Consider the following 15,237-nt stretch of genomic DNA (forward strand, 5'->3'; position numbering starts at 1 on the left):
CTTGTGAGATCGAATACAGCAGGTACTAAAATGCGTGATTTTCCTTCAAACATGATGTTTTAAAAATATAGGTTGGAGCATTCCAGCCTATATTTTTGTGTTTAACTTAGCTGCCCTGTTGTTAGCTCTTGAACATTAACCGTATCGCTACGAAGATCAGCGCAATGGACAGGAAGCGCAGAATGACTCCTCCTGGCAGCTTCGATGCAATTCTCGCTCCAAGCTGACTGCCGATGAGAGAACCTGCTGCCAGCCACAATAGTTTCATGAAATCGATATGTCCTAAGGCTAGATGCGCAATACTTCCTGATGTAGCAGAGATCAGGATCGATAAGCTGGAAGTGGCGGCAGCGATATGTGCTGGAAACGAGAGCAGCATGACCATCGTCGGTACCATGACAGAGCCTCCCCCGATGCCGAAGAAGCTGGATATGAATCCGACAACCAGTGCAATGGAGACGCCGGCCTTTAGATTAAATGAATAGGTGTGTGTTGTTCCACTCGCATCACTGAATGCTCGAGTAACCGTAGGCTTCAGTAATGAATTTTGTGATTTTTGCGGTTTTTTCAGTAGAAATATCGCCATGCATAGTAGAAAAACACCCAGTGCCACGAAAAATCCACGATTACTCACAATATTGGCTGTAAAGGCACCGAGAACAGAACCAGGTATCATGGCGACCGCGAATAATGTGCCACTCTTCATATCAATTCTTCTCTGCTTCACATAAGCAATCGTGCTGGATAGTGATCCGAACACTAATACAGCTAGAGACGTTCCGACAATCTCCGAGACAGGCATATCATAGGCGAAGGCAAGAAAAGGAACAATGATAAATCCTCCGCCAAGTCCAACGACCGCTCCGCATAATGAAGACAATACTCCGACAAGGAGCAGTACGACAATTTCAATCATATGTAAACCTTCTTCCGTGTGAATTAGCCAACCCTTATTCTACATGAATCACAAACCTTGCTCCATAACCAAGTCACATATGTATATAGGCAGAAATACTTTCGACTTAGTAAAATAAAGGAAATTACATAAGTGAAAAGAGATGAATTTATTGAAAAAAATATCCGAGATGGAAGCTTTGAATTATGGTGTACACACGAAATTTGATCAGATGGACAATGGCGAGAGCAAGTTTCGATTAAACTGCTTTATGGATAGAAGCTCATATTGCAGGACAGTAGCACCTGATGCAGGTACTTGGCAGAACAGTCATTTTCACCGGGCAGCAACAGAGCTATACATCGTCCAGACGGGCTGGATTGTATATGCGGAGATACGTGCTGATCAGCTATTAGTCCAGATATTAAGAGAGGGAGACAGTGTCGTATTTCTTCCAGAAGTGCATCACAATATTTATCTGTCCGCCGGGTCGGTAATCCATACCGTTAAATACGGTCAGAGTTTATTTGAGCAGGATTGGTATGCTTCACCGGAGCTGGATGAGCTCACAAGAAGGATCAATCCCGAAGTGCTGTTCAAACTCCTCTAAGAAAGAATTGACTATAAAATCGTTTATCGATAAGCCGCGATCATCGCGGTTTATTTTTATCCGTTATTTTTCTACCTTCTTACCGATGTTATTCTCCTTATCAGGTGTAAGCGCTTCTATTAGAATGAGACTTAACATATTTAAGGGGGTTAGCCATACATGAAGAAATGGAGTATTGTCCTTAGCTTGTGCTTGCTTATCTCGGTCATTGCTGCAGGATGCGGCGGAGGAAGTGGTACGAGTGGCAATAACGAAGATTCAGAGAAGGTGTCCATCACCATATGGCACAACTGGACAGGTCAGGATGCCAAGGCCGTAGCGATGCGAGGTATTATTGAGCAATTTAGAGCAGATCACCCGAACATTGAAGTGATTGATGAAGGACTGCCATCCGATGGGCTGCGTACAAGACTGCGTACGGTAGCTGCCGCTGATGAAATGCCTGATCTCTTTGTCATGTGGCCGGATGCCATGACCAAGGAATTTGTTAAAGGGGATCTGTTACAGCCTATTAACGAAGAACTAGACCAAAATCCGGAGTGGAAGGATAAGTTCATTCCTAATGCGCTTGACGGCTACACCGTAGATGGGAATATTTACTCTGTACCGATGAACCTTGCACCAAGCTCTTTTATCTATTACAACGAAGCCTTGTTCAAAGAACACGGGGTTAAGGTACCAACAACTTGGGCGGAGTTGGAGTCCGCAATTCAGACATTTAATGAGAAGGATGTCATTCCCATTGCTCTCGGTAATAAGGCTAACTGGGTTGTTCAATCTACACTATTCAGTACACTTGCCGACCGGATTACAGGAACAGAATGGTTCTTATCGGCGATCGAGCAGAGCGGTGCAAAATTTACAGATCCAGAGTTTGTAGAAGCATTGAATGTGCTTAAGAAGCTTGGAGACTCAGGTGCTTTTCAGGATGGCTTTAACAGCATAGATGAAACGCAGATGATGCAGCTTTATTTTCAAGGAAAAGCAGCGATGGTCATTAATGGCGGATGGGCCCTGGCTAACCTGGTGAATAACGCACCGGAAGAAGTGCTGAACAATACGCATATCACGATACTGCCTCCAATCGAAGGAGGGAAGGGCCAGGAGCAGGTAACCGCTGGAGTCGTCGGCACTGGTCTTGGTGTTAGCAAAAAGCTGACTGGCGAACGCAAAGAAGCAGCTATGGAGCTATTTTATGAATTAGCTGGTCCAGACGGTCAAAAAGCAACGCTTGAGAGCAGTACGCTGGTCAGCTATGACGTTGAACTGGATCGAAGCAAGGCACATCCACTCTTTGTAGAGCTGTATGAACTGATGCAGGATGTCAAGATTACGCCTGTATATGATTCCAAGTTTGGCTCAGCCGCAACCGAAGTGGTCAACAATAGCTTGCAGGAGCTGCTGATGAACGGCAATCCGGAAGAGGTTGCCCGTAAGATTCAGGATGCCCAGGCTGCAGCCGTTGGAAAATAGAATAATCCCCTTCCCGATAGGGGAGGGGTATTCTCATTTAAAGGGAGTGTCAAAGCCATGAATGCATTGCGAAATCGCCGCTTTATTGTTATAGGACTCGCTCCTGCAGTAATTCTATATGCGCTGTTCGTGTTCGTACCGGTCATTTGGTCAGCGTACTATGGTTTTTTTGACTGGTCAGGAATCGGGGACGCGGTCTATATCGGAGTTCAGAATTACGCAGAGATTTTTAAAGACCCCATTTTTTGGCGGGCACTGAAAAATAACATTATCTTTGTGCTTGCCTCTGTTTTTGGACAGATTCCACTGGCGCTGTTCTTGGCCGTTCTGCTGCATAAGAGCAGCTTTTTGCAAAAGTTTCTACGTTCAGCTGTATTCTTACCTATGGTCTTGTCTACAGTTGTTATTGGTATGATCTGGCAGTATATCTATCACCCACAGATCGGTATCTTGAACTTTCTCCTGGATGCACTACATCTCGAGAATTGGAAGATGGAATGGCTGTCAGATCCGGCCATCGCGATCTATTCGCTCGTTCCTCCATTACTCTGGAGCTTTGTCGGATTGTACTTAATCATCTTCGTCTCGGCGCTTCAGAACATTCCAGGTGAAATTCATGATGCGGCTAAGATTGACGGAGTAACAGGGATTCGAAAAATATGGAGTATTACCCTGCCCATGATTAAAAACACCGTGCAGGTGGCTGTCATCTTGTGTATATCCGGCAGCTTGAAGTCATTTGATCTTGTCTACATCATGACAAAAGGCGGACCTGCACATACCACAGAATTACTGGCAACCTATATGTATAACTCCACTTTTACGACCTATCGATACGGGTTCGGAAGTGCCATTTCGACTACGATCGTACTGATCAGTCTCTTATTGATTGGAACAAGTCAGTGGCTCGCTTCGAGAAAAAAAGAATCATCGGTGTAATTTGCATTTTTCAGAGTTGATTATAGGCCAAAATACATTTGCAAATTAAATTCATGCCAATAGAATTGAAGGGAGGCATACACATGCAGCCAAACATTGCAGGTTCAAGACCTGCCGTATCCCAAGCTTCCACTCTGTTTCGTCGTATCGGAAGAGCGTTATTTTGGTTTGTGCTTTTGCTCTATGGAATTGTGACATTGTATCCTTTTGTATGGCTTGTTACGAGTGCCTTCAAGACCAATGAGGATTTCTATAACCGACCTTTTGGACTGCCAGAAGTCTGGAAATGGGAGAATTTCACTGTGGCCTGGGAGAGCTCAAACCTTGGAAATGCCTTTAACAATTCGATGATTGTATCGATAGGCTCCTTGGTACTCACCTTATTTATATCCGCACTTGCCTCCTTTGTGCTTGCCCGCTTTTCCTTTCGATGGAAAGGGATCATGCTTGCATTTTTTGTTATCGGCATGCTGATTCCTATACACAGCACATTGGTTCCTTTGTTTATTCTGATGAAGCAGATGTTTCTATTAAATACGTACTGGGCTCTGATCCTGCCTTACACTGCGTTTGCCCTGCCAACAGCGATCTTTATACTTACTGCATATTTGACCAGTATTCCTCGTGATATCGAAGAAGCTGCCTTTATGGATGGTACAGGGCTGTGGGGATTATTTTTCCGCATCATGCTTCCAATGTCACTGCCCGCCCTGTCTACAGTCACGATCCTTAGCTTTTTACATGCATGGAATGATTTCTCATTTGCCTTGGTGTTCATTAATAAAACAGAGCTCAAAACACTGCCATTAGCCATCGCTAATTTTGCCGACGGTTATCAGACCGATTATGGACTTACGCTGGCTGCGATGACGTTGTCTATTTTTCCAACGGTTCTTCTCTACCTGCTGTTTCAGGAGCAGATGATGAAAGGAATGACAGCCGGAGCAGTCAAGGGTTAACGAATACTAATACCATAACCACATCATGAAGGAGGGGGATCTCTTGAGGAGCTGGCTACGATCATCATTGCAGCGCAAGCTGTCCGTGCTCATTGCTGGTTCGATCATTGTACCCCTCGTGGTGCTTGGTTTATTTGCCTTTGATACAGCGGCACGCATTTCGGAAGAGAAGGCCACGCTGTCCGGAATTGACTATCTGAAACAGCTGGAAGCAAATTTAAAATTTATGCTTCAGGATGTAGACAATTTATCCATCTATTTGATTGGTGAGCGAGATATCCAAGATTATCTGATGCAGGATGAGGAGCAAGAAGAAGAGAGGCGGGAGATTATAGGCAGAATGACCAACCTTGCCGCCTCCAAATCATATATAGCTAATATTGTGATTCAGCCCGAACATTTCTCTAATGATTTGATGACGGCGAATTGGTATGAAGCGGACACACCGGAGGGAGCATTAACCGAAATTAGACAGAAGCACTGGTCTCCTGTATATCGAATTGTAAATTACGCTGGAGAACAGTATGTGATGACCCTGACCAGGCCCATACGAAGTATTCATGATTATAAGCATCTTGGATGGCTGTCTATCAGTTTGAGTGAGAAAGAAATTTCTCATCGGCTTGCTGAAAAAGACTTTGCCAGTGGGAACGGTAGAATCGAACTCATTGATTCTAACGGTGTGATTCTATCTTCTCCTGACAAGACCCGATTAGGGATACGAATCGAAGATCAATATCCAGGACTTCTAACGATGCTGAATCAAGGAACAAGCGGGTCGGCGGTGTACGGAGAGAAGAAGGAGAAGAAGACGTTCATGTACGTGCGAGAGCCTTCTACGGGATGGACACTGATCGGCTCTATTCCGTATGACCAATATCGTGAAGAGAACCGTTATATCTTAACCATTACAGCGGTTGCGGTTGCAATCTCGGTTCTGATCAGCGCGTGCTTAGTCTGGGCAACCGTACGTAGAATTACACGACCGTTGCTGCTTCTTACACGTCATTTATATCGGATTAATCCTCACGAGCCGCTCCCCCATTTCACAGTTACAACCGAAGATGAGATCGGTAAGCTCGGACAGAGCTATAACCTGCTCGGAGCACATATTGAACAGCTCAAGCAGGATCTGATCCGTGAGGAAGCACGTAAAAAAGAAGCCGATATGCATGCGCTTCAAGCGCAGATCAATCCTCATTTTTTATATAATACGTTAGCATCCATTCACTGGATTTCACTTATGGCCAAAGAGAAGAGAATCGCTGATATGGTAGAGGGGCTGAGCCAATTTTTGCGTTTAAGCTTGAATCATGGGAAGGAGTATTGCCCTGTCTCCCAAGAAATAGACCACATCCGTCAATATGTTCGGGTACAGAATATTCGTTATCCTGACAAATTTAAGATCGAATATATGGTTGATCCAGAGCTGGAGAATAAATGGATGCTTAAGCTGCTCCTGCAGCCATTGATCGAGAATGCAATGATTCACGGCCTTAACAAGAAGGACGGACCGGGCTCAATCCTGATTATGGTTCGGAAAGAGCAGAATCGGATGAGCTTTCTAATCTTAGATGATGGGGCTGGCATGTCGATGAATCGCTTAGAAGACGTCCGCAGAATAATAGAAACCCCTGCAAATGGGCACGAATCGTTACATGTTCGTGTGAAGGAGGGCAGTTACGGACTAAGAAATGTGAACGAGCGTCTTCTGCTGCATTACGGTCCTGAAGCTCATCTTGAAATTGACAGCAGGGAAGGCGGAGGAACCCGAATTGCTTTCACCCTACCGATAATGGAGGAGACGATATGAGAGTACTCATTGTTGACGATGAAGAAATTATCAGAGAAGGATTAGCCCAAGTTATATCCTGGTGTGAGCTTGGACTTGAGCTGCTTCAGCCTGCTGCTTCTGGAGAAGAAGCTCTTCAGCGAATCGAACAAGAGTGTCCGAGTATTCTAATGACGGATATACGGATGAATGGAATCTCTGGACTACAGCTATGTGAACAAGCGAAAACGATTCTGCCTGACCTGGAAGTGATCATCTTGTCTGGATATGATGATTTTTCATATGCTCAAACCGCCATTCGGCAGGGAGTAACGGATTATCTGCTCAAAACAAGTCCTCCTGAAGATATCGTCCGCACCGTTCTTGAGGCTAAACGCCGGATTACGGAACGCTGGGCTGAGAAGGGAAGGGATGTACTGCAGGCCCGTGAGGAATTCGAACGAAAATGGGTACAGTGGATTGTTCATGGGGAAGTGACAGAAGGAACGATCGAGTTCTTAGCAAGCGGTTTGTCTGGGGACAAGACAATTAATCATTTCAGTTCAGGCTGTAAGGTGCTTATATGGGAAGCCAGTGGATGGAATGGACCCAACTATTCATCAAGACTTCTGTTATTTGCCCTTCGAAATCTACTACAGGATCTCGTACCTAGCTGTATCTATTTGATTCATCAACAAACCTTGGTCTGCCTTATCCCTGCTGATGATGCTCAAGATTTACCTCGTTACGGATCATGGTCAAGACTGCTTGAACGAGCAGAGAGCTTGCTTAAATGCTCGATACGAATGGCAGCGGGAAGCTCTGTAGCGAATTTAGAAAATGCGCATGTGAGCTACGAAGAAGCTGCCTGTGCTCTGCGGTATTTACCTCTCCTGCCCGATAAGATAATCAAGTACCTCGACATTGAACACCGGAGAGGTGGGAAAAACATTATCAGTCCAGAAGAAGAGAACCAGCTGGGCGTCATTCTACTAGACAACGATCCTGTCGCTCTCAAAGTATGGACCGCACAGTTATATGAGAATTTGATCATGGATCCGGAATGTACCTTCGAAACGGCAATGGCTTGTTTACGGTCTGCTGCCGTGGCGGGACATCGATGGATGGACAGGACAGTTCGAATGCTCGGCTCCGACGGAGAGGTCCATATCGAGTCGAGCTTAGAGGCAGAGGGAAATGGATTTATTCCGGAAGCAGCGCTGTTCCGCTATCTTCATGCCATCATGTCCAGCTATCATGCTCAAGTCAGTCAAGGTCCAGAATCCCATGTGGATCGAGCAAAAGCATTCATGGAATCGGTATCACTCAGAGAGGTGAATCTTCAGCATGTAGCGAATCATCTGCATCTGCATCCTGGTCATCTTAGTGAACTGTTTAAGAAGGTGACGGGCAGATCCTTTGTTGAATTTGTCACTGAACTAAGGATGAAAAAAGCAGAGGAGCTGTTATCCGTATCTCCTGCTAAACTTAGCGAAATCGCACTGCTAATCGGTTATGAGGATGTAAAATATTTCAGCAGACTGTTTAAGAAGCATTACGGCCTAACCCCAAGTGATTATCGAGAGAATCGATCTTCTATTTAATAAAATAACAACAATTCGACAAATAGTGATTCAAACATTTCACTCGGTAGTATATAAGTAATAGGACTATTCTCATAAATCGGGTTAATTCCATACGACTTTATGGTTTCCATCCTTTTTCTTGAGGCCATATTATAAATATACGGAGGCTTTTGCATTAATGAATACACAATTGGAACCCATCCCTGCTATTGATTCAACGGCGGTGCTAAGGGCTTTTAACCAGAACCTGGCCATCATCGGATTCAACCTTGAACGGCAGGTCATCTATGTAAACGAACGTTTTGCCGAAACGATGGGTTATGCAATAGAGCAAATCTATGGAATGTATCATCATCAGTTCTGCTTCTCGTCCTTCTCTTCGAGTCCGGAGTATGAGTCCTTCTGGGCCAATATACTCGATGGGCATAGCTTTCAAGATAAGATTGAGAGAAAGGATGCACAGAATAATACAGTGTGGCTTGAAGCTACCTATATGCCTATCTATGATAAAGAAGGGAATAACATCATTGGGGTATACAAAATAGCGACCAACATTACGAACCGGCAAAATGAGGTGGTTCAATTCGTTGAGGAGCTTCAAGACATGTCCTCCAGCCTGAATAATAGAGCTGCAGAGGGTATAAATAGAAGCTCGGAGCTGCTGAACAGTCTTTCAACGGTAGATGAAGTATCCAAAGACAATATGAACATATTAGGTGAGCTGGAACAGCAATCACATGCTGTGCAAGGGATCGTTCAAACGATTCGGGATATTGCCTCACAGACACAGCTTCTTGCCCTTAACGCTGCGATCGAGGCAGCACATGCAGGGGAATACGGCAGAGGATTTGATGTTGTCGCCAAGGAAGTGAAGAATCTGTCGTTAATGGTGCAGGATTCCATCTACGAAATTCGCGACAGCATTAAAGGAATGTCCAATGAAATCATTAATATATCAAAAGGAACCAGATCAGTACAGGAATACATAGATCAGAGCCGGCAGCAGCTTCAAGTAACGATTGATGAATTCACCAACATTTCTCAATCCTCTGAGCAATTAGACCTTAAAGCACAGCATGTGTCCGAAATACTGTAATGAAGCAAAAAAGCAGTGGAGAACAATGTTCTCCACTGCTTACTTTTTTTGAATAATAGCGACCATACTGTATTTAAAGTTTATGAAGTACCTTATATGATGGCAGTTGTTACTCTCCTGCTTGCTTTAAACTGTGAATAAATCGGGTAAACTCCGGATCGAACAGCCCCATGTTATAAAGGATTTGAATCGTCTTAAGACCTGAGAGATCTTTGTCATTGGATGTGCTCATCGCTCCTGCAGTCTTGGCTGCCTGCAGTGCGGCATGATAAGCATCCGGAGGCGTTTGATTCTGGGAGATGTTCACTCTCCGTTCAAGCGCAATGATTCGCTGTTCAAGAGCAGATATAATCGCTGACTTTTCTTGGTCCTTCTGAAGAAGCTCCTCGACTTTAGACATCTCATCTGATTCCTCCAATCTCTGAATTCTGCTGATTACAGCTTGCTGCTGCTGCCACGTCGGCCTCATGCCTGCCTGCAGCTGAGAAAGGCTCAGTCCAAACATCATCTCGAAGTGCGGATAGTCCTTGAATGAAGTCCAGTCACCGCCCCAGCTGAACCCCAGCAGCTTCGCTTGAGCAACGACCTCCGCCCAGTCAGATATACCATCATAGTCATCATCAGCGCTCATGTTGTAGCCGCTCTTGACAAGAACAAAATCAATAGCAAGCCCGTAGTTATGATTGGACTGGCCAGGCTTAGCATTTGTGACAATGGGGCCAGGCTTCGTTCTGCCTTGCTCGTACAGACGCTGCTGCTCAGCTGCACTTCTGTAGCCTGCCGTAAGTCTCATTTCCACACCTTCAGCATAGCAACGCTCAATCAGCTTCTCCGCTGCAAGCTTCACAGCGGGCAGTAACCCGACGAGATAAGCTGCAGACCTGGCTTTCAGCTCCGCCAATGCAGCCATGCACTACACCTCCAAGTTAGGATCTAATCCATAACACCATATGGCGATCATGCTACAGCATATAGTCAAGCCATCATTTTAGTGTGATACGCCTGCCTATCTTGTGATCCAAAAACGCAGAATTGGTGGATATGTCTTGCCCTGTGTTTACTTGATTGCAACAAGGATAGCCCCGAGCGCGATGAGTGCGACCCCTATACCATTTAGCCAAGATATTTTCTCACCCAAAAAGACAACCGCAAGAATGACTGCAATTACAACGCTAAATTTATCAATTGGACCCACCTGAGACACCTTGCCGTACTTGAGAGCCAGAAAATAAAACAACCAGGATAACGCTCCAGCTACCCCGCTAAGAACGATGAAGCTCAGTGCTTTTTTCTGTGTCAGTATTTCACCAACTTCAGCAAATTTACCTTGTACAGCAATAACACCGATTAAAAATAATGCCATGATGACGGAACGAATGGCGGTGGCTGAATTAGAATCGATGTTCTCTAATCCCATCTTGCCAAAGATCGCAACAAGGGCAGCGGTAATAGCAGACAATATGGAATATAGAAGCCACATGGGCATGTTGTCATCCTCCTTCACTACATTTTTTCTGTATAATAAGTATGGTCGAATATGCCATTTTCTACGCAAGCTTCAAAGAGCAGCAACCGCCTGGTGCCGAATTACCGGTTGGCATTCTTAGCGGCTCTCTGGTCGTGCTCAATCCTGCAAATGGCTTGTGACAGAACGGATCAGCGCATGGAGATAGATCAAAAACAAAGAAGACCCTTCGCACATTGGTGCGGAGGGTCTTCGAATCTAGAATAACAATTGGCAACTGAATTACACAATTTCGACCAATATTTTGGCCTGGCTCTTGTCTTTCACCAATAGCTCAAGTCCATCCTCAATAATCTGATCCAGTGTAATCTTCTTCGTGATGACTTTCTTCACATCTAACTTTCCTTCAGCAATGAGCGAAATCACTTCAGGGAAGATATGACGATAGGCAAGGATAGACGTGATATTTGCTTCCTTAGTCATGAGCTGCATCATATCTACAGTTGGATTCTGCGCAAATGCAGCGATGACCATGACCTCGCCGCCCTTTTTGACAACGGATAGGGCACTGTTGAATGTCGGTTGAACACCGGCTGCTTCATAAGCGACTTCAACCCCTCCGGCATCATTGATGATATCTACCGGATTATCCTTTAAGCTGTTAATTGGTACAGCGCCTAAAGAGGCAGCCAGCTCCAAGCGTTCATCGGATACGTCGATAGCATAGATGCGCGCAGCTCCTGCGGATTTGGCAGACAAGATCGTAAGAAGTCCAATAGGTCCAGCTCCGAATACAGCAACATTATTTCCTACCTTCAACTTGCTTTGACGTACTGCATGTAGAGCGACTGCCGTAGGTTCAACGAGCGCACCTTCCTCGAACGATACCTGATCGTTCAGCTTATGAAGCATGTAAGGCTCGACGAGCACATATTCAGCGAACCCTCCATCCGCATTTAGGCCGATAAATCCGAATTGATTACACTGATTGTAGTTTCCTTTTCTGCAATTCTCACATTGGCCGCAATAGATAAGTGGTTCGATGGCCACTCGATCCCCGACGTTATAACCTGTGACTTCTGCACCGATATCCTCAATCACTCCAGAGAATTCGTGACCGAGCGTAAGCGGAGCCATTTCACCGGATATCGGGTGAGGAGTACCTGTCTGAACTCCAATCCCATGGTGATAAGCATGAAGGTCACTGCCGCATATACCTGCAAACTTCACTTTTACTTTAACCTTGCCTGCAGGTGTTGCAGGAATTTCTCTCTCTTCAAGGCGTACATCTTTAATATCATAGAATACAGCTGCTTTCATATGAGTCATCCCCTTAACAATCATGAATATTGATAACGATTACAATTTGATTATACCTTGAGTTACATAATAAGATATAATTAACGTTTGTAATAACCCTATTAGTATGGCTAATAGTAAAGGAGCATCAAATGGATATTGAACAGCTAGAATATATCGTTGAAATTGCGAAATCCGGTTCCTTCTCGGCTGCTGCCCATCAGCTGCATATCACCCAATCTGCACTATCTCAATCCGTCTCCAAATTAGAGGAGGAACTCGGATTGACCCTTTTTAAGCGTTCATACGCGGGAGCTGAAGTCACGGAGGAAGGCAGAAGGATACTGAATAAAGCGATGGAGGCAATTCAGACCATAGACGAAATTAAGGAGCTGTCCCGCTTCGAGAGCAATCGAATTCGTGGTGAGCTGAATGTCGCTGCCTTTCCAGGTGTAATGCCTGTACTGGTTCGTTGTCTTGCGGCTATCAAACAAGATTATCCCTTGGTTCAAATTAATATTGAAGAGAATACCTCAAACCTCATTCTGGAGGAAATCAAGCTGAATCGTGTCGGGCTGGGTCTCATCGCGATGTACAAGAAGGACATCGAACAGCTCGCAGGACTTGTATTTGAACCGATCGTTCAAGGAAAATTTGTCATTTGTGCGAACAAAAATTCAGATATCGCAAAGCATAAATCGATTCATCCCAAAGATTTGGTCAAATATTCATTTGCCCTGTTCAACGATGTATTTGTTGACGATTTTCTCGCAGAACATCAGGCCAATTATGGTGAATTGCCGATTCTATTCCAAACCAATAATGGGGAGGCGATCAGAACGGCGCTTGAGGAAAATATGGCGGTCACGATCGGTCATGATTTTTCATTCTTTGGTCAGCGGAAATGGTTATCAGATCAGTATGCTTTAATTGAAATCAAGCCGATTGAAACTCCTGCTATGCAGGTAGGCTGGATTCGATCAGAGAAGAATCATATGACGCTGCTGCACCAGCTGTGCATGATGAAGTTTGACCAGGAATTTAACAGAGCGAAGCTCTAGATCAGGATATAATAACGATGCAGGAGTGAGAAGTATGGAAGGATTTTTTCAGCGTTATCTTGGTCTATATCGGCCTATTATTACGAAGCTCAATGATTTGATGAGCAGTTACGAGCTCTCGTATTCTTTATGGCAGGTGATTTATTATTTGAAAAACAATGGACCAGACACGCTAATTGCTATTTCAGCGTACTATCAGGTGGAGAAACCGACGATTACAAGAAGAGTACATCGACTTCAGGAGCTGAACATTGTGCGTCAGATTCCCGGTAAAGATAAACGGGAGAAAATAATTGAGCTCACCGAATCTGGTGAAGCCATCTATCTAGAGTGCAGACAGCAAATAACAGCCTTAGAGCTCCGTATTATGGAGGGGATTACTCCAGCGCAGCAGGAAGCGTTATTCGAGGCCATACCACTGCTTCGTCAGAATATGGTAAATACAAGAGAAGATGCGTAAGACAAGTATGATGGTTGCAGGAAATGCATCTCGAGATACATCGTAGCTACAAGTGCCGCAAAGGCAGGCTTCAATCTAATATAGTACTCGTAAAGGGCGCAGAAGCAAATCTGTGCTTCTTTTTTGTTGATCCAAATCTAGGAAAGTTGAAAATCCAGATTATGGTTGACGGATGAAGAGAGCAGAGTGTATAGTGTGTATATTGATATGCACAGTTAATTCTTTTAACAAGTGTTTTATCAAGTAGGTTGAAGCAATACATACATTTTAAAATGGATTCAGAGGAGAAGCTAACCTATGATGAGAAGGAAAAAATCATCCATTATTGCCGTACTATTATCCGCAAGCATGCTCGTGCTTCCTGTCGTTCCTGCGGCGGCAGCTGTTCCTGACACGGATATTGAAGTGAACGGACATGAGATTGATTTTACGAGCAGACTGCCATTGATTCAAAAAGGAATTACATATGCACCTCAAGGGGATCTGCTCAAAGCACTCAATGCAACACTCATTCAATCCGATAAGACAGGAACAATTACCGTACTTGTGGATAATGAACAGCTAACGGTAAATGCGAAGACAAAGATTGTGAATGGTACTACCTATGTTCCTGTACGCGTGGTTAGTGAGCAGATGGGCTACAAGGTAGAATGGGATCCTGCAACCCGCACGATCATTCTAACTACAGGAGGCAAGGGCTTCTTGTGGGAAGTAAGCAATGGGGACAATACAGTGTACCTCGTGGGATCAATGCATATTGCTGATGACAGCTTCTATCCATTAGACCCATCCTATGAAATTGCATTCGAGGATTCAGAGTATCTGGGCGTAGAGATTGACCTGACCCAAGCACAGGATGAAACCATGCAGAAAATGATGCTGGATCTCGGAATGTATCAGGATGGAACGACTCTAAAGGATCATATTTCCAGCAAAACCTATGAGCAGCTTGGCGAAATCCTTGCTGAGAACGGTCTGGAGAAAGACGTGTTAGACGGCTATAAGCCATGGGTTGTTGAAATAACGATGTCACAGCTTAAATCCATGGAAGCCGGGTATCAAGGGGAGATCGGCATTGATCTTCATTTCCTGCAAAAAGCTATTGAACGCAAAATGCCTATCATCGAGCTTGAATCCTATCAGTCCCAGCTGGAGCTGTTAAGCGGATTCTCAGGTGAGCTGCAAGAGGAGAATTTGAAATCCGTTCTAGATAACTACCATCTGGTCGATGATTCTGTCGATCAAATGGCGGAGATGTGGAAGCTAGGTGACGAAGAGGCACTGCTCGAAATTACAAATAGCATGAAGGCGAATGAAGAGTACTACAACGGTATGCTGGTAGACCGTAATTTGAAGATGGCGGACAAAATTGAAGGATATTTAACTGCAGAAGATGAAGCAGATTACTTTATCGTCGTAGGAGCAGCTCATTATGCAGGTGAAGACGGCATCGTGAAGCTCCTGCAGGATCGTGGCTACACGGTAACTCGCAAATAAAGCACTGGCCATAATTTAGTTCATTAATCCATCATAACCCTCGAATATCGTTAGGTAACCATCCTTCACTGGAAATTGCTCTGGGGGGATGGTTTTTTTATGGCGTTCACCTTTTTCATAGGATCG

Annotated in this window: 14 protein-coding genes; 10 read left to right on the forward strand and 4 right to left on the reverse strand. The window is 44.6% G+C overall.

Going from position 1 to position 15,237, the window contains the following annotated elements:
* Positions 1 to 121: 121 nt before the first annotated feature.
* The gene (locus BK126_RS25115) at positions 122 to 916 is read right to left on the reverse strand and encodes a sulfite exporter TauE/SafE family protein (protein ID WP_076315244.1); all 795 of its coding nucleotides are present in this window, start codon (positions 914 to 916) and stop codon (positions 122 to 124) included.
* 151 nt (positions 917 to 1,067) lie between these two features.
* Between BK126_RS25115 and BK126_RS25120 the strand changes: the two genes are divergently transcribed.
* The 7 genes from BK126_RS25120 (at position 1,068) to BK126_RS25150 (ending at position 9,329) form a co-directional block, all read left to right on the forward strand.
* Complete coding sequence (locus tag BK126_RS25120; RefSeq protein WP_076315245.1) at positions 1,068 to 1,505, forward strand: hypothetical protein; 438 nt, start codon at positions 1,068 to 1,070, stop codon at positions 1,503 to 1,505.
* Positions 1,506 to 1,664: 159 nt separating this feature from the next.
* Positions 1,665 to 2,978, forward strand: coding sequence for an extracellular solute-binding protein (locus tag BK126_RS25125; protein WP_076315246.1), 1,314 nt, complete (start codon positions 1,665 to 1,667; stop codon positions 2,976 to 2,978).
* Positions 2,979 to 3,035: 57 nt separating this feature from the next.
* On the forward strand, positions 3,036 to 3,917 hold the full coding sequence (locus tag BK126_RS25130) for a carbohydrate ABC transporter permease (protein ID WP_076315247.1): 882 nt from the start codon (positions 3,036 to 3,038) through the stop codon (positions 3,915 to 3,917).
* Between the two features lie 83 nt (positions 3,918 to 4,000).
* On the forward strand, positions 4,001 to 4,876 hold the full coding sequence (locus BK126_RS25135; RefSeq protein ID WP_083656194.1) for a carbohydrate ABC transporter permease: 876 nt from the start codon (positions 4,001 to 4,003) through the stop codon (positions 4,874 to 4,876).
* Positions 4,877 to 4,919: 43 nt separating this feature from the next.
* Positions 4,920 to 6,689 (forward strand): sensor histidine kinase, encoded by a 1,770-nt coding sequence (locus BK126_RS25140; protein ID WP_076315249.1) that lies wholly within the window; start codon positions 4,920 to 4,922, stop codon positions 6,687 to 6,689.
* Positions 6,686 to 8,251, forward strand: a complete 1,566-nt coding sequence (locus BK126_RS25145; protein WP_076315250.1) for a helix-turn-helix domain-containing protein — start codon at positions 6,686 to 6,688, stop codon at positions 8,249 to 8,251. The genes BK126_RS25140 and BK126_RS25145 overlap by 4 nt, the downstream gene beginning before the upstream one ends.
* A 160-nt stretch (positions 8,252 to 8,411) precedes the next feature.
* Positions 8,412 to 9,329, forward strand: coding sequence for a methyl-accepting chemotaxis protein (locus BK126_RS25150; RefSeq protein WP_076315251.1), 918 nt, complete (start codon positions 8,412 to 8,414; stop codon positions 9,327 to 9,329).
* Between the two features lie 109 nt (positions 9,330 to 9,438).
* Here BK126_RS25150 and BK126_RS25155 read toward each other — a convergent pair whose 3' ends face one another.
* From BK126_RS25155 to BK126_RS25165, 3 genes are all read right to left on the reverse strand, one after another.
* Positions 9,439 to 10,239: a M15 family metallopeptidase gene (locus BK126_RS25155; protein WP_076315252.1), complete on the reverse strand. Its 801-nt coding sequence runs from the start codon at positions 10,237 to 10,239 to the stop codon at positions 9,439 to 9,441.
* A gap of 147 nt (positions 10,240 to 10,386) precedes the next feature.
* Complete coding sequence (locus BK126_RS25160) at positions 10,387 to 10,815, reverse strand: EamA family transporter (RefSeq protein WP_076315253.1); 429 nt, start codon at positions 10,813 to 10,815, stop codon at positions 10,387 to 10,389.
* Positions 10,816 to 11,076: 261 nt separating this feature from the next.
* Complete coding sequence (locus tag BK126_RS25165; protein WP_076315254.1) at positions 11,077 to 12,114, reverse strand: 2,3-butanediol dehydrogenase; 1,038 nt, start codon at positions 12,112 to 12,114, stop codon at positions 11,077 to 11,079.
* A gap of 131 nt (positions 12,115 to 12,245) precedes the next feature.
* On the opposite strand from BK126_RS25165, the gene BK126_RS25170 reads away from it, so the two are divergent.
* The 3 genes from BK126_RS25170 (at position 12,246) to BK126_RS25180 (ending at position 15,111) form a co-directional block, all read left to right on the forward strand.
* Positions 12,246 to 13,154 carry a LysR family transcriptional regulator gene (locus BK126_RS25170; RefSeq protein WP_076315255.1) on the forward strand — a complete coding sequence of 303 codons (909 nt, stop codon included), beginning with the start codon at positions 12,246 to 12,248 and terminating at the stop codon, positions 13,152 to 13,154.
* Between the two features lie 34 nt (positions 13,155 to 13,188).
* Positions 13,189 to 13,614, forward strand: coding sequence for a MarR family winged helix-turn-helix transcriptional regulator (locus BK126_RS25175; protein WP_076315256.1), 426 nt, complete (start codon positions 13,189 to 13,191; stop codon positions 13,612 to 13,614).
* Between the two features lie 297 nt (positions 13,615 to 13,911).
* A complete protein-coding gene (locus BK126_RS25180) occupies positions 13,912 to 15,111 on the forward strand; it encodes a TraB/GumN family protein (protein ID WP_305954058.1) in 1,200 nt (399 codons plus the stop codon).
* The last annotated feature ends 126 nt before the right edge of the window (positions 15,112 to 15,237 follow it).

The sequence above is a fragment of the Paenibacillus sp. FSL H7-0326 genome, from assembly GCF_001955535.1.
GTDB classification, from domain to species: Bacteria; Bacillota; Bacilli; order Paenibacillales; family Paenibacillaceae; genus Paenibacillus; species Paenibacillus shunpengii.